Here is a 19,048-nt window from a genome sequence, read left to right as displayed (position 1 = left end):
GAAGGAGACTCACCATGGGCAGGATCGACGCGATCGGCGAAAGCATGGCCAAGGCGCGGGCGCTGGGCTCGGTCGAGGTTCCGAGCCTCGCGGGCAAGGTGAGCGACGAGGAATGGAGGGTTCGCGTCGATCTCGCCGCCGCCTATCGGCTGGTCGCCCATTTCGGCTGGGACGACCTCATTTTCACCCATCTCTCCGCGCGCGTGCCGGGGCCGGAGCACCACTTCCTGCTCAACCCCTATAATCTGATGTTCGAGGAGGTGACCGCCTCCAGCCTCGTCAAGGTCGACATGATCGGTAATCCGGTGATGGAGACACCGTTCATCACCAACGCCGCGGGCTTCACCATCCATTCCGCTCTGCACATGGCGCGCGAGGATGCCAAGGCGGTGATGCACCTCCACACGCCGCACGGTCAGGCGGTCTCCGCCCATGCCGAGGGTCTGCTGCCGCTGACCCAGACCGCGATGCTGATCCGCCAGGACGTCGCCTTCCACGAATATGAGGGACTTGCCGTCGACCTGGAAGAGCGGAAGCGGATCGTCGCCGACATGGGCGACAAGGGCGCGATGCTACTGCGTAATCACGGCACGCTCACCGTCGGCGAGACCGTGGGAGAGGCGTTCCTGCGTCTCTATTTTCTGGAGCGGGCCTGCGAGGCGCAGATCCTCGCCCTGTCGGCGGGCGAGGACAACCTCAACAATCCGCCCCAGGGCGCCCCGGAAGTCACAGCCCAGCAGGGCCAGATGGGGCTGAAGATGGCGGCCGGTGCGCTTGCCTGGCCGGCGCTGCTGCGCAAGGCCTATCGCCTCGACCCAGCGTTCGCGACGTAGCTCGTCATTCGAGAAGCAACGGAAGAAGATGACGCGCGCCGGCCTTCGCGTAGGGGGGGCGGGGGGCAGGCCGGCGCGCGCCGGGTCGGCTTCCGGGTCCCTCGAGAGCCGACCCTTCAGGTCAGGCCGCGAAGGCGTGCTCCGCGCGATCGAAGACGGGACGGCGGTTTACGGTGCGGATCGTCTGTCCGCCGGCCACCATGGACGAGCTCACCAGCGGCAACGCCGTCTGGCAGAAGGCGCATTCGGCCATGATCCGGCCGATATACCAGTGGGTGTGGCCGCAACCCGGGCAATGATTGATCTCGTGCTCACGATAAACGATGTGATAGCCCCGTTCGTGGGCCATGGGGATGATACACCCGCCTCGCGCTTCCAGAATACTCGTGGCCATGTTGCTGGCTCCTTTCACAAACTTGGAGCCTCAACGTGCGATAAATCGAAACGGTTTCATGGAAATGGCCACGCCGGAGTCAGCCGGGCCAGCCCTCCACTCCTGCGCCGCCTTGCGTTTACCATGCAAAGCCGCCGCGATCAGCCGTTTTCCGCAAGCGGCGAACCGAAAGAACATAGTGGCGGAAAAAACATACGGTGATCCGCATCTAGCGACCGGTGGATCGCGTGCCTACGCTGCGCTCCAAAAACAAAAGGGGAGAATAGGGCTATGATCCGGGCACGTTCGTTCGCCGGCGCCGCGATGTTCGTCGCGCTCATCGTCACGCAGGCCGCGCCCGCTGCGCCGCCCGCCGCAACCCTCAAGAAAAGCGCCGTCGCCGGGGTCGAAGCCCGCGCCAAGCTCGCGCAGGAGATCAACGACTCCGTGTTCAGCTTCGGGGAGCTCGGCTTGCACGAGGTCGAGACCTCGCGCTACCTGACCCAACTGTTGGAGGAGAAGGGCTTCACCGTCGAACGCGGCGTCGCGGGCCTGCCGACCGGCTGGGTCGCGCGCTGGACGAATGGAACCGGCGGCCCGGTCATCGCCCTCGGCAGCGACATCGACGGCATTCCCAAGGCCTCGCAGAAGCCCGGCATTCCCTGGCACGATCCGCTGGTCGCCGGCGCACCTGGCCATGGTGAGGGCCATAATTCGGGGCAGGCGGTCAACATCGTCGCCGCCCTCGCCGTCAAGGAGCTGATGGAGAAGCACGACATAGCCGGCACTTTGCTTCTCTGGCCCGGCGTCGCCGAGGAGCTCGTCGCCGGCAAGGCCTTCATGGTCCGCGACGGCGTGTTCGAGGACGTCGACGCGGTGCTCTTCACCCACGTCGGCAACAATCTGGAGACGTCCTGGGGCCAGTCGTCCGGCACCGGCCTCGTCTCCGTCGAATATACGTTCAAGGGCAACAGTGCGCATTCCGCCGGCGCGCCGTGGCGCGGTCGCTCCGCCCTCGACGCGGTGGAGCTGATGAACATCGGCTGGAACATGCGCCGCGAGCATCTTCGGCCCGAGCAGCGCTCCCACTATGTCATCACCGACGGCGGCGACCAGCCCAATGTGGTCCCCTCCGTCGCCTCGGTCTGGTATTATTTCCGCGAGCAGGATTTCGAAGGCATCCGCGAGAATTTCGAAACCGGCAACGAAATCGCCGAGGGCGCCGCGAAGATGACCGGCACCACCGTCGCCCGCCGCATCGTCGGCACCGCCGCCCCGCGCCATTTCAACCGCCCGATCGCTGAGGCGGCCTACGTCAACATCAAGGCGGTGGGTCTCCCCCAATGGACGCAGGACGAGCAGGCCTTCGCCAAGCTCGTCCAGAAAAATGTCGGCGCTGACGAGATCGAAGGGCTCGCTACCGAGCTCGAAGAGCTGGAGGCGCCCGAGGAGGAACCGAAGAGCGGTGGCTCGGACGACATCGGCGACGTTTCCTGGATCGTTCCCACCATCACCGTCCGCTACCCATCCAACATCCCGGAACTGCCCGGTCACCACTGGTCCAACGCCATCGCCATGGCGACGCCCATCGCCCACAAGGGCGTCGTGGCCGGCGCCAAGGTCGTCGCGATGACGACCCTCGACCTCCTCACCAAGCCGAAGCTGCGCGAGGCCGCCTGGGACTATTTCAACACCGTTCAGACCAAGGACCAGAAATATGTGCCGATGCTAGGCGCGGAGGACAAGCCGGCGCTGGAGATCAACGCCGACATCATGGCCGAATATGCGCCGAAGCTTCGGGAATATTATTACGACCCTTCCCGCTATCCGACCTATCTCGACCAGCTCGGCATCGAGTTTCCCGTCTTGGAGATGCCGGCAGCTTCAGGAGAGTGAATTGTCTGCCGCAGGCGTCCGGCCTACCATCGCTATATCTCCATAGGTGTGCCGCGCCTGTGTCGACCGGCAGGAGCAGGCGTCGTCGCGGCGGCTTCAGCGGCAGACCTTCCCCCACCGCTTCCTCCTTGCTAGAGCGCCGGGAACTCAAGGCATAGCAGAAGGATAAGGCGCCATGACTGCCGTCGGCCAGGACACACTCAAAACCCGCAGCACGTTGAATGTCGGCGGCCGATCCTATGGCTATTATTCGCTGGCCAAGGCGGCTTCGGCGCTGGGCGATGTCTCCCGCCTGCCTTTCTCGATGAAGGTGCTGCTCGAGAACCTGCTGCGCTTCGAGGACGGCGTCACCGTCACCCGCGAGGACATCCAGGCGATCGTCGACTGGCAGCAGGACAAGGGCGCCAATCCACGCGAGATCCAGTATCGCCCCGCGCGCGTGCTGATGCAGGACTTCACCGGCGTTCCGGCGGTGGTCGATCTCGCCGCGATGCGCGACGCGATGAAGACGCTCGGCGGCGACCCGCAGAAGATCAACCCGCAGGTGCCGGTCCATCTCGTCATCGACCATTCAGTGATGGTCGACGAGTTCGGCTCGCCCAAGGCGTTCGAGAAGAACGTCGCCCTCGAATATGCCCGCAACATGGAGCGCTACCAGTTCCTGAAATGGGGCGCGTCCGCTTTCGACAATTTCAAGGTCGTGCCGCCGGGCACCGGCATCTGCCACCAGGTGAACCTTGAGAATATCGGCCGCACGGTCTGGAGCAGCAAGGACGCCTCGGGCGCGGAGGTCGCCTATCCGGACACGCTGGTCGGCACCGACAGCCACACCACCATGATCAACGGCCTCGGCGTGCTCGGCTGGGGCGTCGGCGGCATCGAGGCGGAGGCGGCGATGCTCGGCCAGCCCGTGTCGATGCTCATTCCCGAAGTCGTCGGCTTCCATCTCTCCGGCGCGCTCGGCGAGGGCATCACCGCGACCGACCTCGTGCTCACCGTCACGCAGATGCTTCGCGCCAAGGGCGTCGTCGGCCGCTTCGTCGAATTCTACGGCCCCGGCGTCTCCGCGCTCAGCCTCGCCGATCGCGCGACCATCGCCAACATGGCGCCCGAATATGGCGCCACCTGCGGCTTCTTCCCGGTCGATGCCAAGACGCTCGATTATCTCCGCCTCACCGGTCGGAGCGAGGAGCAGATCGCGCTGGTCGAGGCCTATTGCAAGGAGCAGGGCCTGTGGCTCGATCCGACCGTGGAGCCGGTCTTCACCGATACGCTTCGCCTCGACATGTCGACGGTCCAGCCTTCGCTCGCCGGCCCCAAGCGGCCGCAGGACAAGGTGCTGCTCTCCGAGCTCGACACCGAGTTCATCGAGGACCTCAAGACCGAATATGACCGCAACGGCGATCCCTCCGTGCGGCACATGGTGTCCGGCACCGGTCACGATCTCGGCCATGGCGACGTCGTCATCGCCGCCATCACCAGCTGCACCAACACCTCCAACCCCAGCGTTCTGGTCGCCGCTGGGCTCGTCGCCCGCAAGGCGCGCGAGCGCGGCCTCGATTCCAAGCCCTGGGTCAAGACCAGCCTCGCGCCGGGCTCCCAGGTGGTCACCGACTATCTGGAGCGCGCCGGCCTGCAGGAGGATCTGAACGCCATCGGCTTCGACCTGGTCGGCTATGGCTGCACCACCTGCATCGGCAATTCGGGCCCGCTGCCGGAGCCGATCTCGAAGGCGATTCACGCCAACGATCTGGTCGTCGCCTCGGTGCTCTCCGGTAACCGAAACTTCGAAGGGCGCGTATCGCCCGACACGCGCGCCAATTATCTCGCCTCGCCGCCGCTCGTCGTCGCCTATGCGCTGAAGGGCACCGTCACCGAGGACATGATCTCGACGCCGATCGGCCAGGACAAGAATGGCGCGGACGTCTATCTCAAGGACATCTGGCCCACCAACGACGAGGTCCGCAGCCTCATCGACCAGCATGTCAATGCCGACATGTTCAAGGCCCGTTACGCCGACGTCTACAAGGGCGACGACCAGTGGCGCGCGATCGATATTACGGGCGGCGACACCTATGCCTGGTCGGCGGGCTCGACCTACATCCAGAACCCGCCTTATTTCGAAGGCATGACGATGACGGCGTCAGCGCCCACCGACATTGTCGGCGCCCGGGCGCTTGCCGTCTTCGGCGATTCCATCACCACCGATCACATCAGCCCGGCCGGTGCCATCAAGCTCGACAGCCCGGCCGGCCAGTATCTGACCGACCATCAGGTCGCCCGCCCGGACTTCAACAGCTACGGCGCCCGCCGCGGCAATCACGAGGTGATGATGCGCGGCACCTTCGCCAACATCCGCATCAAGAACCAAATGACGCCCGGCATCGAGGGGGGCGTCACCAAGCACATCCCCACCGGCGAGGTGCTGCCGATCTATGACGCCGCCATGCGCTACAAGGAGGCGGGGACGCCGCTGGTCGTCATCGCCGGCAAGGAATATGGCACCGGCTCTTCCCGCGACTGGGCGGCCAAGGGCACGAACCTGCTGGGCGTGCGCGCCGTCATCGCGGAGACCTATGAGCGTATCCACCGCTCGAATCTCGTCGGCATGGGCGTCGTGCCCCTCCAGTTCACCGGCGCCGACAATCGCGAGACGCTGGGCCTCACCGGCGACGAGATTTTCAGCATCACCGGGGTCGCCGACCTCCAGCCGCGCCAGGACGTCGAGGTGCAGGTGAGCCGCGCCGACGGCTCGACCTTCACCTTCACCGCGCGTTGCCGGATCGATACGCTGAACGAGCTCGAATATTTCCGTGCCGGCGGCATCCTCCACTATGTGCTGAGGAACCTCGCCGCCTGAGCACGGAGCAGCTCTTCGTCGAGATAGCGGGCTGGTCGGGCGCGGTCGTGATCCTGCTCGCCTATCTGCTGCTGTCGATAGGACGGCTGACGGGGCAGTCGGCCGCCTATCAATGGATGAACGTGGGCGGCGCCGCGGGTTTCATCGTCAACGGTTGGTGGCACGGCGCCATGCCGTCGGCATCGCTCAACGTGATCTGGATGCTGATCGGCGCGATGGCGCTATGGCGGATTAGGCAAAGAGGCTCGTCGACCTCGACTAGGTGATCGCGGCGGCGACTGACCCACTCAGCGGCCGGCGACTGTGCCGCTCCGGTGATGCTTGCACGTCACCTTCGGGTTGAAGGGCGCGAAGACGCCGTTCGGATTGTCGCGATAGAGCCACACATGCCGGTCGTAATGCGGCTCGAACATATGGGCTTCGTCGAGAGAGGTGGCTGGATCGTCCGCCATAGTGTCGTAGACGAGGCCCTGATAGGTCGGCGGCGCCATATGCCCTAGGGCCTCCCACGCCCCTCGAAAGACGAGGTTCTCGACCGCCACCAATTCGAGCGAACCGTCGGCTTGCGGCTCGTAGATCAGGATGGCGGGCTTCCTAAAGTCGGTGTGCGTGCCATTTCCGTTTACCCGGGGATTGGGCGGCGCCGTGATGCCGAGCAGATCGGGGCGGAAATAATGGACGCCCATTGCGCCGAACTCCGCCGGCTGGCCGAGCAGGTCGGCCGTCTCGCAGATATTCATCGGGTCCCGGATATAGCCTTCCGCCAACGCGACCTTCACGTCGCGAAACCGCTCGGTCGCGGATCGCACTTCGGCCAGGTCGGGTTCGCCGCTCGGCGCCGGAGCGTCGTTGGCGGCGACAAGCAGGCTCGCCGCGGTCAGAAGCGCTGCGAACCGGCGGATGGAATGGGGATGGGCGATTTTGGCAGGCGACAGCGCGCCCGCTGCGGCAGCTCTCATCTGATCCTCCCTGAAACTGAAGTTTCACGCAACCAACAGGTGGAGAAACTCCGCCAATCACAGGACGGAAACACTGATGCTGGACTCGGGCTTGGGCCCGGACTCAAAATACCGCGCCGGCGGCAGCGGCGTCAATCGGCCGACTCCGGTTCGGGCGCTTGTGCCGTTCGGCTAGCGCCGCGCCTCGGCGCTCTTCTGCCGCACTTCCTTGAACTCCGAACCGTCCTTCCAGGTCGGCCAACGGTCGGAGAAGGCGAGATCGCGCGCCATGTCCCAGACGAGGTCGATGTCCTGGACCGCGCCGGCGAGATTCCAGGTCTCGTCCCAGCGGTCGCCGGGCGTGTGGTAGCGGTTCTTGGTATAATCCGCGACCCAGGCTTCGCCGGCCTCCCGGCCGCCCTCGACCAGGTCGGCACCGCCGCCCAGACCCATCATCAGCAGCACGGGGACGCCGCGCTTGGCGAGCGAGAAATGGTCGGCGCGGTAGAATAGGCCGCGTTCCGGCGCCGAGTCGGGGGTCACCGTCCGGCCCTGCGCCTTGGCGAAGCGGCCGAGATCGTCCTCCAGGCTGTTCTGGCCTTCGCCGATCAGGATTACGTCGCGCGCCAGGCCGGCGGTCTGCAGCACGTCGACGGTGAGGTTGGCCACCGTCTTTTCCAACGGATAGATCGGGTTCAGCGCATAATATTCCGAGCCGAGCAGGCCGCGCTCCTCGGCCGTCCAGGCGGCGAACACGACCGACCGGTCGGGCTGCGGCCCCGCCTTGAAGGCGCGGGCGATCTCAAACATCGCGGCAAGGCCGATGCCGTCGTCATTGGCGCCGGCGCGGACCGTGCGGCCCTCAGCATCCGGCGCGCCGATGCCATAGGCGTCCCAATGCGCGGCGATCATCACCGTCTCGTCGGGCCGCTTGGCGCCGGGAATGCGGGCGAGCACGTTGCGGCTCTGGACCACCTGCTGCTTCACCGGGAAGGCGGCGGAGAAGGTCGCATCTTTGAGCGGAACGGCGGTGAAGGCGTCGGTGCGGGCGCGGGTGCGTTCGGCGGCGAGATCGAGGCCGGCACGCTTGAAGAGGTCGGCCGCCGCCTCGCCGCTGATCCATCCCTGGAGCTTCAGGCTGGTGACGTCCTCGGGCGCGCGGACGAGACCGTAATTCTCGCCGCCGCCGGAGATCACCGTGCTCCAACCATAGCCCGCGCCCGGCGTGTCATGGACGACGAGGGCGCCGATCGCGCCCCGCCGGTCCGCTTCCTCGAACTTGTAGCTCCAGCGGCCATAATAGGTCATCGCCTGGCCGGAGAATTTGCCGGCGACGGGATCGCCCTCCTTCGCCTCGAAATCCGGATCGTTGACCAGGAAGACGGCGACCTTGCCCTTGAGATCGACGTCGCCGAAATCGTCCCACTGCCGCTCCGGCGCATCGACGCCATAGCCGACGAACACCATTTCGGCATTGTCGATGGCGGTGCGATCGACCGGTTGCAGAGTGCTGACGTAAATGTCTTCCGCGAAGGTCCACGGCACTTCGTTGTCGCCCACCGTGACGGACAATTCCTCCGGTTCGCCGAGTTGCGTGTGAAGGAGGTCTACGCGCTGGGTCCAGCCGCCATTCTCCCCGCCGGGCTCGAGCCCGATCTCCTGGGATTGGGAGACGAGATACGCGACCGTCCGCTCCTCGCCCGGTGTTCCCGGCGCACGACCGCCGAACTCGTCCGACCCCAGGATCTTGACCGCTTCCTCGATTCTGGCGGCGTCGATCGGCGTGTCCGCCGCGTCGGCTTGCACGCAGGCGGCTGCGGTCGTCAGCGCGAGAAGGGCGAGCAGGGTTCGAGACATCATGGGAGACTCCGTTCTGCGGGGGCGTCCTTGTGACGGCCGAGACGCTCCGAAGCAAGTCAGGCGGGCTGAAGCGAGGCCCCTAGCCAGCCGGGAATGATGGCATCTCCGAGGTCGTCGACCCGGCGATGCTCGACCGCTAGGCCGAGGTCCGGATAGTGGATACGAGTGCGCTCTCCGGCCGCATCGGCGGGAACGACGACGAGGCGGCGGTTGACCTTGTTGCGGTAGTTCATGCGCGCCGTGTTTTCCTGTCCGACATAGCAGCCCTTGGCGAAGCTGACGCCGTTCAGCTCGCCGGCGTTGCATTCGAGCCAGAGCGTCTTGTCGGAGCCCAGCTCCGCCACGCTCTCGGTGACGCCGAGCGAGAGGCGGTGTTCGAGCCAGCCTTCGGCGGGATCATCGGCAGGCGCGAGCCAGCGATGGCCGAGCTCGGCAAGGCGAGGATCGTGCACAGGCGAAAGCCGCGGGCCAGTGCCGGACTCGACCCTGCCCTCAGCCGGGGAACCGAGCGACCAGTGCACCGCCAGGCTCTCGTCCCGCTCAATCGCGATCGGCCGGCGGAGGCGGTAGAGGAGGAGGCGTTTGCGAAGCGGCTCGAGCTGCTCGGCCTCGCAGTCGATCAGCACGTCATCGCCGTCCGCCCACAGGATGAAGTCGAACAGCGCCTTGCCCTGTGCCGTCAGCAGCCCGGCCCAGAGCGGTCTGTCCGGGGCGAGCCGATTTACGTCGTTGGTGACGAGGCCTTGGAGAAATCCGCGGATGTCTTCACCCGAGATACGGAGAAGGGCGCGGTCGATGAGGGTGGTCGCTGGCATGAAGACGAGTTAGGGGGTCTCCACCCGATTTCCAAACCGCTCGTGACCGATTGCGCTGCATCACATGACTCAAACCGCCCGCCTCACCCTTCGCCGCCCCGATGACTGGCATGTTCACCTTCGCGACGGCGAGATGCTGAAGGCGGTGGCGCCCTACACCGCGCGCCAGTTCGGCCGCGCGATCGTGATGCCGAACCTCGTGCCGCCGGTGATCAGCGTCGCCGACGCGGTCGCCTATCGCGAGCGCATCCTGGCGGCGCTTCCTGAAGGCAGCGACTTCACGCCGCTGATGACCTGTTACCTGGTCGATCATGCCGACGCGGCCGAGATCGAGCGCGGCTTTGGCGAAGGCGTCTTCACCGCCGCCAAGCTGTATCCGGCTCATGCCACCACCAACGCCGCCCACGGCGTGACGGACGTGCGGACCCTTTATCCGGCGCTGGAGGCGATGCAGCGCATCGGCATGCCGCTTCTCGTCCACGGCGAAGTGACCGATCCCGACATCGACATCTTCGACCGCGAGGCCGTGTTCATCGAGCGGGTGCTCTCGAAGCTCGTCAGCGACCTGCCGGAGCTGAAGGTCGTGTTCGAGCATATCACGACCGCCGAAGGCGTCGCTTTCGTCGAAGCAGCGGGCCCCAACGTCGCGGCGACGGTCACGCCCCAGCATCTCATCATCAACCGCAACGCGCTGTTCGCCGGGGGCTTGAGGCCCCACGCCTACTGCCTTCCCGTCGCGAAGCGCGAGCAGCATCGTCTCGCCGTCCGCCGCGCCGCCACGTCGGGATCGCCGAAATTCTTCCTGGGGACCGACAGCGCGCCGCACGCGGTGGAGCGCAAGGAGGCCGCCTGCGGCTGCGCCGGCATCTTCAATGCGCCCTTCGCACTCGAATCCTACGCGGGGGTGTTCGAGGAGGAAGGCGCGCTCGACCGGCTCGAGGCCTTCGCCTCGGAGAATGGCCCGCGCTTCTACGGGCTGCCGCTCAACGAGGGCCGCGTGGTCCTGGAGCGGGTGCCGTCAGAGGTTCCGGACGCGCTCGCCGCCGCCGGAAGCAGCCTGGTGCCCTTCCACGCCGGCGAGACCCTGCCCTGGCGCTTCGCGGGCGTCGCGGCCTGAGCCTCAGAAGGGCAGCCAGCGGGTCTTTTCGGTGAAGTTCATATAGCCGGCATTGACGCCCAACCTCAGGCCGACGCCCAGGCGCACCGGGATCAGGACGACGTCGCCGCTGCGATGATAACTCGCGGTGAAGCCGCCCAGGACATAGGCATTGCCCTCGGCGCCCGGATAGCGCTTGAAGAGGTTCTGGCTGTCGTAGAGGTTGTAGACCAGCACGAAGACCTTGCTGGCATCGGCCCCGAAATCGAAGCCGAGCGACGGCCCGGTCCAGTAGACGAGGCGGTCGCCCTCGACCTGATGGTGCATGGTCCCCGAACCGTAGCGGACGCCGAAGACGAAGGCGCCGCCTGCCTCCTGCCCCTTGATATAGGCGACGGGTTCGCCCTGGTCGCGCAGGATATTCTCGATGATGCCGGCGAGGCCCTCGGTGCCCTTGCCGAAAACGTCTTCGGCGGCGGTGAAGATGTCCTCGCGCGGGATGGTCTGGCCGGCCGCGGCATTCGCCTGGGGAGCGGGGACCGGCGCCGTCGCCATGGGGGCTGCGGGCGCAGCCTCCCAGTTCTCATCGGTGCCGGGGTCGACCGGCTGATAGGGATCGTCGGCGGGGGCGAAGCCATTCGGGTCGGTGGCATAGGGATCGGCCGCATAGGGATCGGTGTAGCCCTGCTCCGCCGGCGCCTGATACTGGCCGGCGTTGTTGGGGTCGATCTCAGTGATCTGTGCGATCGCCGGCGCGGCCGACAGGGCAAGGCCTGCGGCGAGCAGTTTCACAAATGCGGCTTTGAACATGATACGCGTTCCCCCGGGCCCTCGCTGCGGCTTAGTTAACCCGTTCTAGCCTTGCGCCGCAATGAACGGACGATGAGCCGAGTCGATAGCGCGCCGGAACGGTTGTCTTTTGATTGGTTGAACAGTGTGAATGCCGCCGCTATAGCCCGCCGTTCAGCGCTTTGCGGAGACGTGGGTGAGTGGCTGAAACCAGCGGTTTGCTAAACCGCCGTAGGGATAAATTCCCTACCGAGGGTTCGAATCCCTCCGTCTCCGCCATCCTTCTTGTTCAGCCAGTCGCCGGGAAGGGGGCGGTTCCGGCAGGCGGCCGTCGTTGGAGAGCAGGACGGCCACCCACCGCGTGCTGTCGAATTCGGCGCAGACCATCATCAGCATCAGGGTAAGCGGCACCGCCAGGAAGGCGCCCGGCACGCCCCAGAGGAATCCCCAGAAGGACAGGGCCAGGATCGTCGCGACGGGATCGATATTCTGCGTCTCGGCCTGCATACGCGGATAGATGAGGTTGCCGACGACGAAGGCGGCGAGCTGGATCCCGGCGAACACCACGGCGGCCTGCCACACCGTCGGAAACTGGAGCAGGGTGAACAGGGCCGGAGCCACCGATCCGACGGTGACGCCGATGATCGGGATGTAGGACAGCAGGAACAGGACGACGGTCCAGAAGAGGGCATTGTCGAGGCCGACGCCGACCATCACCGCGCCCGACGCGCCCGCCAGCATGATGCCGGTCAAGGTCTGCACCCACACATAGGTCTCGATGTCCGTCGCGATGCGGGTCATGCCCGACTTGATCGCCTCGGCGCGGTCCGACGAAGCGGCGATGGCGCGAACCTTGGTGGCGAGCCGCGGACGCGAGGCCAGCATGAAACCGAAATAGACGATCATCAGGAAGACGCCGGAGAGAATGTCCTGCGCGCCCTGCAGCGCGTCCCCCGCCAGCTGCGGAACGCTGACGCTGCCGACCAGGGTGCTGAGGTGCAGCGGCTTTTCCAGGCCGAAAGACTGCCCGGCGTCGTGCACCAGCTGTTCCAGCCGGGCGGCGAGGGCAGGGGCCTGCTGGACCATCTCCACCGCGCCCTGTGCGATCACATAAAAGGCAGTGAAGGCGCCGATCCCGATGACGGCGCCGGCCAAGGTCGCCACGGCCCAGCCGGGCGCCTTCGGCCAGCGCCGCACGATCGAGCGGACGAAGGCATCCACCAGCACCGCCAGGACGAAGGCGATGACGAAGGGGATCAGGATGCTCCCGAGGAAATAGAGCAGCGCCATTCCGAGCGCCGTGCCGGTAATCACCTGCGCGATGCGGACAGGCATCAACCTCAACCGCTTCCTCCCTGACAGATGCTCGTTCTTAGGGACTGGGCCCTCGGCCGGTCAATTTCAATGACTGGCCGGCGACTGGCGGATGCTTCATCGCGCGTTATAGAGAGGGGAACGAGCCGGGGAGGACATGATGGAGAGACGGGAATTTCTGGCCGCGTTGCCGGCCGCCGCGGTGGGACTTTCGCTTACGGAAACCGCCAAGGCGCAAACCGAGGCCGAGCCCTTTCCCGGTTTTCAGCCACCCGGCGTCGATCGCTGGGAGCGGTCCGATGTCGAGGCGGGCGACAGGCCGGTGGGCGCCAGCTTCGGTACCCGCTCCGAAGTGTTCGGCCGATCGGGCGCGGCGGGCACGTCGCACCCGCTGGCGACCCTGGCCGGCATCGACATCTTGAGGAAGGGCGGCTCGGCGGTCGACGCGGCGATCGCGATCAACGCCTGCCTCGGCTTCCTGGAGCCCACCGCCTGCGGCATCGGCGGCGACGGCTATGCGATGCTGTGGGACCCGAAGGCCGCCAAGGTCGTCGGCATCTCCGGCTCGGGTCGCTCGCCCCGCTCGCTAACTCTTGAGGCGGTGCGGAGTCGCCTCAGGAACGGCTTCATCCCGCCCTATGGCGCGCTGCCGGTGTCGGTGCCCGGCACGGTCGACATGTGGTGGACGCTCCACGGCAAATACGGAAAGCTCAAATGGGCCGAGCTGTTCGAGCCCGCCATCGCCTATGCCGAGGGCGGCGTGCCGGTGCCGGCGGTGGTCGCTTATTATATTCGGCGCGGCATGACGAACTTCGCACGGCCCGGCATGGGCATCGAGGAGCTCGACAATGCCCGCGCCACGTTCGCACCCGGCGGCGAGACGCCAGGGGTGGGCGAGATCTTCCGGAACCCGGACCTCGCCCGCACCTACCGCATGATCGCCGAGGGCGGCCGCGATGCCTTCTACGAAGGCGACATCGCCCGCGCCATCGACGCCTATTTCAAGCGCATCGGCGGCTGGCTCTCTTATGCCGATCTCGCCGCCCATCAGTCCAAATGGACCCAGCCCTATTCGACCGACTATCGCGGCGTCCGCGTCCATGCGATTGGCGAGAACACGCAGGGCCTGGCGACTCTCCAGATGCTCAACATTCTGGAGCATTTCGATCTGAAGGGCGCGGGCTTCCAGTCGCCGCTCTCGATCCATCTCCAGGCGGAGGCGAAGCGGCTCGCCTATGAGGATCGCGCCCGCTACTATGCCGATCCAGACCTGGTGGACGTGCCCGCCGACTGGCTGGTGTCCAAGGCCTATGCAGCCCAACGGGCGAAGCTGATCCGGCCGGACCGAATCAACGACAAGATACGGCCAGGCGACGCGCCGTCGCGGGGCGACACCACCTATTTCTCGGTCGCCGATAGGGACGGGATGATGGTGTCGATGATCCAGTCCAACTTCCGCGGCATGGGCTCCGGCCTCGTCGCCGACGGGCTCGGCTTCATGTTCCAAGACCGCGGCCAGCTCTTCACGACGGTGGACGGCCACCCCAACATCTATGCGCCGGGCAAGCGCCCTTTCCAGACCATCATCCCCGGCTTCGCGACCAAGGGCGATCAGCCGTGGCTGTCCTTCGGCGTCATGGGCGGCGACATGCAGCCGCAGGGCCAAGCGCAGATCATCATCAATCGGACCGATTATGGCCTCGACGCCCAGGCGGCCGGAGATTCGCCGCGCTGGCATCATGAAGGCTCGTCGCAGGCGATGGGCGAGGACGATCCCACGCTCGGTCCGCGCGGCCTGCTGCGGCTGGAGACGGGCGTACCCGATAGAACGGCGGCGGCGCTCGCGGCGATGGGCTGGAAGATCGGCGAATCCGACGGCGGCTTCGGTCGCTATCAATGCGTGGAGCGGCGGATGGACGGCAATGAGCGCGTCTACGGCGCGTCGAGCGAGATGCGCGCCGACGGGCTGGCGCTTGCTTATTGAGGAAGCTAGGGCGGCGCCATGCTGAGCCTGAATTTCATCCGCGAGAATGGCGATACCGTCCGTAAGGCGATCGCCGACAAGAATGTAGACATCGATATCGATGCGCTCCTCGCCCTCGACGGCGAGGTGCGGGCGATGAAGACCGAGGTCGACGACCTCCGCCGACAGCGCAACGAGATCAGCGCCAGCTTCAAGACCGCGGATCCCTCGGAGCGGCCGGCGCTCGGCGCCAAGGCCAAGGAGATGGGCGCGCGCGCCGGCGAGATTGAGGCCGCGCTGGCGGAGAAGTCGGGCGCGCTCGAAGCGCTGATGCTGCGCCTGCCCGGCATCCCCTGGGACGGTGCGCCGATTGGACCGGACGAGACCTTCAACACGGTCGTGCGCCAGGTCGGCGAGATTCCGAGCTTCGATTTCGAGCCGCGTGATCATGTCGCGCTGATCGAGATGAACGATTGGGCCGACCTCGGCCGCATCACCCAGGTATCGGGCTCGCGCCAATACTGCCTCAAGGGCCGCCTCGCTTTGCTGGAGCAGGCGCTGATGTTCTGGGCGCAGCAGAAGCTCGCCGCCGAGGGCTTCACGATGATGACGGTACCGGCTCTGGCTAGGCCGAGCGCCTTCGTCGCCACCGGGCATTTCCCCGGTCATGAGGAAGAAGCCTACGAGATTCCGAAGGACGAGCTCTATCTCGCCGGGACCGGCGAGATCGCGCTGACCAGCCTGCATTCGGGCGAGATCATCGAGGCCGACAAGCTCCCGATCCTCTACGCCGGCTACTCCCCCTGCTTCCGCCGCGAGGCGGGGAGCGCGGGGCGCGACGTGCGCGGGCTGCTGCGCGTCCATCAATTCTACAAGCTGGAGCAGTACGTCATCTGCGAGGATGACGACGCGATTTCGGCCGAATGGCACGCGCGGTTGCTCGCCAATGCCGAGATGCTGCTGAAGGACCTCGAAATCCCCTATCAGGTGGTCGAAACCTCGACCGGCGACATGGGCCTCGGCAAGTATCGCATGAACGACATCGAAAGCTGGGTGCCGAGCCTTGGCAAATATCGCGAGACGCACAGCTGCTCGACCCTGCACGATTGGCAGGCGCGCCGGGCGAACCTCCGCTGGCGCGACGGCGAGCGCAAGGTGCGCTTCGTCCACACCCTCAACAACACCGCGCTGGCGAGCCCCCGCATCCTCGTGCCCCTGCTCGAAAATCATCAGCAGGCGGACGGGCGCGTGAAGCTGCCCAAGGCGCTGCAGGGCCTGATGGGTGGCGAATACCTCTGAGGACTGCGCCCCGCCCGCGAGGCTGCTGATCAGGGAAGGCCTGATGGTCGCCTCGCGCGTCTGGCGAGGGTTCGGACGGTTAGGGGAGCGGGGACCGATAGACGGGCCTAGGCTGATGGTCATCCCCGGCTTCCTCGCCAGCGACCGCACCACGCTCGGCCTCCAGCGCGCCCTCGCCGAGGCGGGCTATCGCGTATCCGGCTGGGGCATGGGCCTCAACACCGGCGTCAGGGCCGATACGCTGAAGCGGATCCTCGCCCGCGTCGAATGGTTCGGCGCCGGCCGTCCCGTCATCATGGTCGGCTGGAGCCTTGGCGGCCTCTATGCCCGCGAAGTCGCCAAGCTGCGCCCCGATCTGGTCGAGAAGGTCGTGACGATGGGCACGCCCTTCTCAGGCAACCGGCGCGCCAACAATGCATGGCGTCTCTATGAGATGATCGCCGGCCACCCGGTCGACGCGCCGCCGCTCGAGGCGGATGTCGAAGCAAAGCCGCCCGTGCCCACCCTCGCCCTGTGGTCCCGCCGCGATGGCATGGTCGCCCCCGCCTGCGCGCGCGGCGTCGAGGGCCAGAGCGACCGCCAGATCGAACTCGACTGCAGCCATATGGGCTTCGCCGTCCACGGCCGCGCCTATCCCCAGATCATAGAGGCGATACGCAGCTTCTAATCCTTCCTACGCCGGAGACATGGGAGAGGGGTAAGGTGGCGCAAGATTAGAGGATCGCGATCGAGCGCCGGCCGTCAGGGCAGCTACTTCTCCACCAGCCCAAGGCTGGTCCCCCTTCCCATCCGTGATCCCCGGATCACGTCACCTTGCCTCTGACCGCGAACCGAGGCTCGCGCCAGCGGCCGCTTTCGAGGATGTCGACCAGCCGGTCGATGGCGGTCCAGATGTCCTCGTAGCCGAGATAGAGCGGGGTGAGCCCGAAGCGGACGACGTCGGGTGCCCGGAAGTCGCCGATCACCTCCGCTTCGATCAGCGCCTGGCAGATTTCGAAGGCGTGGGGGTGACGGTAGGAGATGTGGCTGCCGCGCGCGCCGGGGTCGCGCGGGCTGACGCAGTCGAGGCCGTGGCCGGCGCAGCGCTGTTCGACGAGGGCGGCGAAGAGATCGAACAGGGCCGTCGACTTGGCCCAGGCCGTCTCCATGTCGACGCCTTCGAAGCTCTCGACGCCGCTCTCCAGCGCCAGCAGGCTCAGCATCGGCGGCGTGCCGGCAAGGAAGCGAGCGATGCCGGGGGCGGGGACGTACTCGTCGGTGAAGGCAAAGGGCGCGGCATGGCCCATCCAGCCGCGCAAGACGGGCATCAGCCGCTCCTGCAGATGCTCGGCAACGTAGAGGAAGGCCGGCGCGCCGGGGCCGCCGTTCAGATATTTGTAGCCGCAGCCGACGGCGAGCTCAGCTCCGTCCCGATTGAGCTGAAGCGGCACCGCGCCGACGCTGTGGCTCAAATCCCAGAGGGTGAGGGCGCCGGAATCCTTGGCCCGGGCCGTGACGCGCGCCATGTCGAAGCGCTCCCCGGTCTTGTAATGCACGTGCGTCAGCAGCAGCAGGTTCGTGTCCGGCCCCAGCGCCTCCTCGATCCGCCCGCGCTCGACCGTTTCCAGCCTGAGGTTGGGCACCAGCTCGGTGGCGCCGCTGGCGACGTGGAGGTCGGTGTGGAAATTGCCGGGTTCGGACAGCAGCAGCGGGCGCTTCGGCGACAAGGCGGCCGCGGCGGTGATCAGCTTGAACAGGTTCACCGACACGGAGTCGGCGACGATCACCTCGTGAGGCTTGGCGCCGATCAGCGGCGCGATCTTGGCTCCAACCCGTTGCGGCGCGCCGATCCAGTCATGGCTGTTCCAGCTGCGGATGAGATCGCGGCCCCATTCCCGCTCGACCACCTGGCGCTGCCGCTCGACGGCGGCCCTGGGAAGCGCGCCGAGCGAATTGCCGTCGAGATAGACGAGCCCCTCGGGAAGGGCGAAGCGCTCACGACAGGCGCGCAGCGGATCGGCGGCGTCAAGGGCACGGACCTGCTCGAGGGTGATCATCGCCGCTCAGCCTCCGCGTCATCCCGGCGAATGCCGGGACCCAAGAACTCAGTCCTCGAGCGAATATCCCGCTGCATCAATCCGAGCTCCCTGTGCTTGGATCCCGGCTTTTGCCGGGATGACGAAGGGCGCGTTGGATTTCCTCCACCGCCGCCGCCCAGGCCTTGGTCTCCGGTGCGACCAGCTCGACATGTCCGGTGTCGTCGATCATCCGCACCGTCACCTTGTCCCCGGCCGCGCGCATCGGCGCGGCATAGCCTTCCGCATAGGCGGTGGGGATGATCTTGTCCTGGAGCCCGTTGATCAGCACCTGGTCCGCTCCCAGTGGGGCGAGACGCGGCACCGACGTGTCCTCGAAGCGGCCGCCGGTCAGCCTTTCGACCACCTCGGTTCCGCAACCGCTCCCCGGCGGCCGCGCCGCCTCCTCCAGGTCGGGGAGGCCGCCAAGGCTCACCACGGTATCGATCCTGACGGGGTCAGCCGTTCGAAGCGGACTATCCTCCGGAAGACGCGACCGGCCGGCCAGCCACAGCGCCAGGTGCCCGCCCGCCGAATGCCCGGTGGCGACCAAGGGGGAGATGTCGAGATTGTAGCGTTCGGCGTTCGCCTCCAACGCATCGGTCGCGGCGCCCGCGTCGAGGAAGGTGCCGGGATAGCCGCCTCCCGGTCGATCGACGCCGCGATAGTCGATATTCCACACGGCGATGCCGCGCGAACGCAGGTCATCGGCGATCCAGTTCATGATGGTGCGGTCGGCAATCCCGGTCGTCCAGCAGCCGCCATGAACCATCAGCACCGTCGGATGCGGACCGTCGCCTTCGGGGAGCCACAGATCGACTGTCTGATAAGGGTCGTCGCCATAGCGGATCGTCGCATTCTCCTCTGGCCGCGGGCGCTCCAGGAGATCGGGCCATTCCAGCAAACGGCTCCGGGCGTCGGTTGACGCATTCATGGTCTCATGTGGCATTGTGCAACC

General features: G+C 66.4%; 16 protein-coding genes and 1 tRNA gene. 9 read left to right on the top strand and 8 right to left on the bottom strand.

Going from position 1 to position 19,048, the window contains the following annotated elements; all coding sequences use genetic code 11:
- Nucleotides 1-44 precede the first annotated feature (44 nt).
- On the top strand, nt 45-833 hold the full coding sequence (locus tag DF286_RS04540) for a class II aldolase/adducin family protein (RefSeq protein ID WP_109272016.1): 789 nt from the start codon (nt 45-47) through the stop codon (nt 831-833).
- A 121-nt stretch (nt 834-954) separates the two neighbouring features.
- Here DF286_RS04540 and DF286_RS04535 read toward each other — a convergent pair whose 3' ends face one another.
- On the bottom strand, nt 955-1,227 hold the full coding sequence (locus DF286_RS04535; protein ID WP_146193561.1) for a hypothetical protein: 273 nt from the start codon (nt 1,225-1,227) through the stop codon (nt 955-957).
- Nucleotides 1,228-1,497: 270 nt separating this feature from the next.
- On the opposite strand from DF286_RS04535, the gene DF286_RS04530 reads away from it, so the two are divergent.
- The 3 genes from DF286_RS04530 to DF286_RS04520 all read left to right on the top strand — a co-directional run bounded on the left by DF286_RS04530 (nt 1,498) and on the right by DF286_RS04520 (nt 6,228).
- Nucleotides 1,498-3,102 carry an amidohydrolase gene (locus tag DF286_RS04530; RefSeq protein ID WP_109270353.1) on the top strand — a complete coding sequence of 535 codons (1,605 nt, stop codon included), beginning with the start codon at nt 1,498-1,500 and terminating at the stop codon, nt 3,100-3,102.
- A gap of 175 nt (nt 3,103-3,277) precedes the next feature.
- Nucleotides 3,278-5,962, top strand: a complete 2,685-nt coding sequence (gene acnA / locus DF286_RS04525; RefSeq protein WP_109270352.1) for an aconitate hydratase AcnA — start codon at nt 3,278-3,280, stop codon at nt 5,960-5,962.
- Nucleotides 5,908-6,228, top strand: a complete 321-nt coding sequence (locus DF286_RS04520; RefSeq protein WP_424141249.1) for a CBU_0592 family membrane protein — start codon at nt 5,908-5,910, stop codon at nt 6,226-6,228. Before acnA ends, DF286_RS04520 begins: the two co-directional genes overlap by 55 nt.
- Nucleotides 6,229-6,249: 21 nt before the next feature.
- Here the strand turns inward: DF286_RS04520 and DF286_RS04515 are convergent, their stop codons facing one another.
- From DF286_RS04515 to ygfZ, 3 genes are all read right to left on the bottom strand, one after another.
- Entirely contained in the window at nt 6,250-6,921 is a 672-nt protein-coding gene (locus tag DF286_RS04515; RefSeq protein WP_207790002.1) for a hypothetical protein, read from the bottom strand.
- 171 nt (nt 6,922-7,092) lie between these two features.
- The gene (locus DF286_RS04510; RefSeq protein WP_109272013.1) at nt 7,093-8,757 is read right to left on the bottom strand and encodes a M28 family metallopeptidase; all 1,665 of its coding nucleotides are present in this window, start codon (nt 8,755-8,757) and stop codon (nt 7,093-7,095) included.
- Nucleotides 8,758-8,816: 59 nt separating this feature from the next.
- Nucleotides 8,817-9,575: a CAF17-like 4Fe-4S cluster assembly/insertion protein YgfZ gene (gene ygfZ, locus DF286_RS04505; protein WP_109270351.1), complete on the bottom strand. Its 759-nt coding sequence runs from the start codon at nt 9,573-9,575 to the stop codon at nt 8,817-8,819.
- A 64-nt stretch (nt 9,576-9,639) separates the two neighbouring features.
- On the opposite strand from ygfZ, the gene pyrC reads away from it, so the two are divergent.
- Nucleotides 9,640-10,692: a dihydroorotase gene (pyrC, locus tag DF286_RS04500; RefSeq protein ID WP_109270350.1), complete on the top strand. Its 1,053-nt coding sequence runs from the start codon at nt 9,640-9,642 to the stop codon at nt 10,690-10,692.
- A 3-nt stretch (nt 10,693-10,695) separates the two neighbouring features.
- Here the strand turns inward: pyrC and DF286_RS04495 are convergent, their stop codons facing one another.
- Complete coding sequence (locus DF286_RS04495) at nt 10,696-11,481, bottom strand: DUF1134 domain-containing protein (protein WP_109270349.1); 786 nt, start codon at nt 11,479-11,481, stop codon at nt 10,696-10,698.
- Between the two features lie 165 nt (nt 11,482-11,646).
- Between DF286_RS04495 and DF286_RS04490 the strand changes: the two genes are divergently transcribed.
- Nucleotides 11,647-11,739: transfer RNA gene (locus DF286_RS04490), tRNA-Ser, on the top strand.
- On the opposite strand, the gene DF286_RS04485 is transcribed toward DF286_RS04490, so the two are convergent.
- Nucleotides 11,707-12,795: an AI-2E family transporter gene (locus DF286_RS04485; RefSeq protein WP_207790001.1), complete on the bottom strand. Its 1,089-nt coding sequence runs from the start codon at nt 12,793-12,795 to the stop codon at nt 11,707-11,709. The genes DF286_RS04490 and DF286_RS04485 overlap by 33 nt on opposite strands.
- 139 nt (nt 12,796-12,934) lie before the next feature.
- Between DF286_RS04485 and DF286_RS04480 the strand changes: the two genes are divergently transcribed.
- The 3 genes from DF286_RS04480 to DF286_RS04470 are packed head-to-tail and all read left to right on the top strand — an operon-like array spanning nt 12,935 to nt 16,703.
- Nucleotides 12,935-14,758: a gamma-glutamyltransferase family protein gene (locus tag DF286_RS04480; protein WP_109272011.1), complete on the top strand. Its 1,824-nt coding sequence runs from the start codon at nt 12,935-12,937 to the stop codon at nt 14,756-14,758.
- An 18-nt stretch (nt 14,759-14,776) separates the two neighbouring features.
- Nucleotides 14,777-16,036 carry a serine--tRNA ligase gene (serS, locus tag DF286_RS04475; RefSeq protein ID WP_109270347.1) on the top strand — a complete coding sequence of 420 codons (1,260 nt, stop codon included), beginning with the start codon at nt 14,777-14,779 and terminating at the stop codon, nt 16,034-16,036.
- Nucleotides 16,020-16,703: an alpha/beta hydrolase gene (locus DF286_RS04470; protein ID WP_109270346.1), complete on the top strand. Its 684-nt coding sequence runs from the start codon at nt 16,020-16,022 to the stop codon at nt 16,701-16,703. The genes serS and DF286_RS04470 overlap by 17 nt, the downstream gene beginning before the upstream one ends.
- Before the next feature lie 136 nt (nt 16,704-16,839).
- Here DF286_RS04470 and kynU read toward each other — a convergent pair whose 3' ends face one another.
- Complete coding sequence (gene kynU / locus DF286_RS04465; protein WP_109270345.1) at nt 16,840-18,072, bottom strand: kynureninase; 1,233 nt, start codon at nt 18,070-18,072, stop codon at nt 16,840-16,842.
- 76 nt (nt 18,073-18,148) lie between these two features.
- On the bottom strand, nt 18,149-19,024 hold the full coding sequence (locus DF286_RS04460) for an alpha/beta hydrolase (protein WP_109270344.1): 876 nt from the start codon (nt 19,022-19,024) through the stop codon (nt 18,149-18,151).
- Between the last annotated feature and the right edge of the window lie 24 nt (nt 19,025-19,048).

This window comes from Sphingosinicella humi, from assembly GCF_003129465.1.
GTDB classification, from domain to species: domain Bacteria; phylum Pseudomonadota; class Alphaproteobacteria; order Sphingomonadales; family Sphingomonadaceae; genus Allosphingosinicella; species Allosphingosinicella humi.
Note: the sequence above shows the minus strand (reverse complement) of the source record. Positions and strands in the feature narration are given on the sequence as shown.

Excerpts from the sequence above, each read along its gene's own strand:
- DF286_RS04495 (WP_109270349.1), bottom strand. The coding sequence starts at position 11,481 with ATGTTCAAAGCCGCATTTGTGAAACTGCTCGCCGCAGGCCTTGCCCTG.
- acnA (WP_109270352.1), top strand. The coding sequence starts at position 3,278 with ATGACTGCCGTCGGCCAGGACACACTCAAAACCCGCAGCACGTTGAAT.
- DF286_RS04515 (WP_207790002.1), bottom strand. The coding sequence starts at position 6,921 with ATGAGAGCTGCCGCAGCGGGCGCGCTGTCGCCTGCCAAAATCGCCCAT.
- DF286_RS04535 (WP_146193561.1), bottom strand. The coding sequence starts at position 1,227 with ATGGCCACGAGTATTCTGGAAGCGCGAGGCGGGTGTATCATCCCCATG.
- pyrC (WP_109270350.1), top strand. The coding sequence starts at position 9,640 with ATGACTCAAACCGCCCGCCTCACCCTTCGCCGCCCCGATGACTGGCAT.
- DF286_RS04530 (WP_109270353.1), top strand. The coding sequence starts at position 1,498 with ATGATCCGGGCACGTTCGTTCGCCGGCGCCGCGATGTTCGTCGCGCTC.
- DF286_RS04480 (WP_109272011.1), top strand. The coding sequence starts at position 12,935 with ATGGAGAGACGGGAATTTCTGGCCGCGTTGCCGGCCGCCGCGGTGGGA.
- ygfZ (WP_109270351.1), bottom strand. The coding sequence starts at position 9,575 with ATGCCAGCGACCACCCTCATCGACCGCGCCCTTCTCCGTATCTCGGGT.
- DF286_RS04540 (WP_109272016.1), top strand. The coding sequence starts at position 45 with ATGGCCAAGGCGCGGGCGCTGGGCTCGGTCGAGGTTCCGAGCCTCGCG.
- serS (WP_109270347.1), top strand. The coding sequence starts at position 14,777 with ATGCTGAGCCTGAATTTCATCCGCGAGAATGGCGATACCGTCCGTAAG.
- DF286_RS04510 (WP_109272013.1), bottom strand. The coding sequence starts at position 8,757 with ATGTCTCGAACCCTGCTCGCCCTTCTCGCGCTGACGACCGCAGCCGCC.
- kynU (WP_109270345.1), bottom strand. The coding sequence starts at position 18,072 with ATGATCACCCTCGAGCAGGTCCGTGCCCTTGACGCCGCCGATCCGCTG.
- DF286_RS04485 (WP_207790001.1), bottom strand. The coding sequence starts at position 12,795 with ATGCCTGTCCGCATCGCGCAGGTGATTACCGGCACGGCGCTCGGAATG.
- DF286_RS04460 (WP_109270344.1), bottom strand. The coding sequence starts at position 19,024 with ATGAATGCGTCAACCGACGCCCGGAGCCGTTTGCTGGAATGGCCCGAT.